We start from the raw sequence: 1,776 nt of genomic DNA on the forward strand, positions 1-1,776 counted from the left end.
AACACCGGCCTTTTTCAACGGGCTGCTATGCCATGGATCTCTATGGAGAGGGAGGCAATGATAACCTCAAAGGTTCGGAGTACGATGATACCATCTATGGCGGCGGCGACGACGACAATATTTATGGCAATGGTGGAGATGACGTCCTTTTTGGAGATGACGGCAGTGACACTATCTATGGCGGGGATGGTGACGACTGGATCTATTCCGGACCGCTATTCGATGGTGAAAGCGACACCCTTTATGGCGGGATGGCGCCGATACTTTCGTGCTTGGGGAAGAAGCTGAGACATCTTCCAGCGAAGTGACGACGACGGATTGGACAGATCTTGCCACAACAATCGCCAGCAGCTCCATGAGTCTGCTTCTGACTGCTTCGGGAGCGTCCTCAGCTGCATGGGCGGCGAATACGGTTGCCTGGGGCCTCTATGACTCTTTGTCGACAGAGGTTGACTCGACAGAAACTATTGATGAAAGCGACTCGCAAGCAGCCTACACGGTAATCGACGATTTTGATCCGACTGAAGACATCATCATCATTCCGGTTTCATCCGATGGCTTGGGAAATGTTTTCATCAGCCAGAGTGACACGTATGGTGAAATCACAATTTCATACGATACGGGTACAGAAACCGATATTGTTGCCGTCATAGATTTTGATGATGCGTACAACGTGACGGGTGAAGATAGCTGGACGGAATACTTGTCTGACGCCTTTTATTACTCGCTGATGTTGAATGCGATCGTTGTGACCTCCGACGGGAACGCCTACTCGTTGTCGGACGACGGATCTGTGGACACCGATGACATCGACTCTCTGGAAGATGGTACGGAATACATCGTTATCGGCGCCTATACGGGGTGGTATGTTTATGGAGATTCTGGAACCAGTTATCTAGTAGGTAACGATTATGATGATGTCATTTATGGCTATGACCCAGACTCCACCTATACAGATGGGGAAGATGACGCGGCAGACTATATATTCGGCTTTGACGGAGATGACTGGATCGAAGCAGGCGCAGGAGACGACCTCATCTTCGGCGGCGATGGCTCGGATACGTCCTCTTACATGGATTCTACCAGTGCAATTTCTGTCGATTTGTCCGAAACCTTGGAAGACGACGCAGGCACCTACTCGGAAGCCTCCGATGGCTATGGCGACACTGACGACCTTTACAGCATCGAAAATATCTGGGGCAGCGTTTACGACGACAGTATAGAGGGCAGTGATGATGCCAATATCTTATACGGGTACGATGGAGACGATACCCTGATTGGCAATGATGGTGATGATGAGCTTATATCAGGTGACGGAGATGACACTTTGGAAGGAGATGATGGGGATGACATAATCATCTCCACCGGTGGCGATGATACAGCCGAAGGTGGTGACGACGCGGATACCTTCATACTCGCCGGGGGTAGCCTGAGCATCTCTGATTTTGACGCCGACGAGGGTGATACAATCGTCATTTATCTCGAAGATTATGGTGCAACCTACGATGAGGATACAGGGACCGTCACACTGGATGACGACGACGCAACCACTTACGATTCTCTCGAAGACTTCGCAAGCGCGTATATCACCTTTTCGGATGGTTCCGAGTATGATCTTTCGGAAGACGGAGGCATTGTCACCTACGAAACATCTTCCATCGATTTGACTGATTATTTGTAGGCGCTGTCTACGGCCCACCAAGTTTCAGTTTGACGGTTTGAAGTTCAATGGCAGGAGATCGTCAATACGGCTTTCCGGACAGCCATTGGCGCAAG

2 protein-coding genes are annotated in these 1,776 nt (G+C 50.2%); both read left to right on the plus strand.

The features are described from left to right. Positions 1–308, plus strand: a 308-nt coding sequence (locus tag E1297_RS50920) for a calcium-binding protein (RefSeq protein WP_368669437.1), incomplete at its 5' end; no start/stop codon positions are given. Then, the gene (locus E1297_RS02215; protein ID WP_155133349.1) at positions 269–1,681 is read left to right on the plus strand and encodes a calcium-binding protein; all 1,413 of its coding nucleotides are present in this window, start codon (positions 269–271) and stop codon (positions 1,679–1,681) included. The genes E1297_RS50920 and E1297_RS02215, both read left to right, overlap by 40 nt. The last annotated feature ends 95 nt before the right edge of the window (positions 1,682–1,776 follow it).

It is taken from the genome of Roseibium sp. RKSG952, from assembly GCF_009711355.1.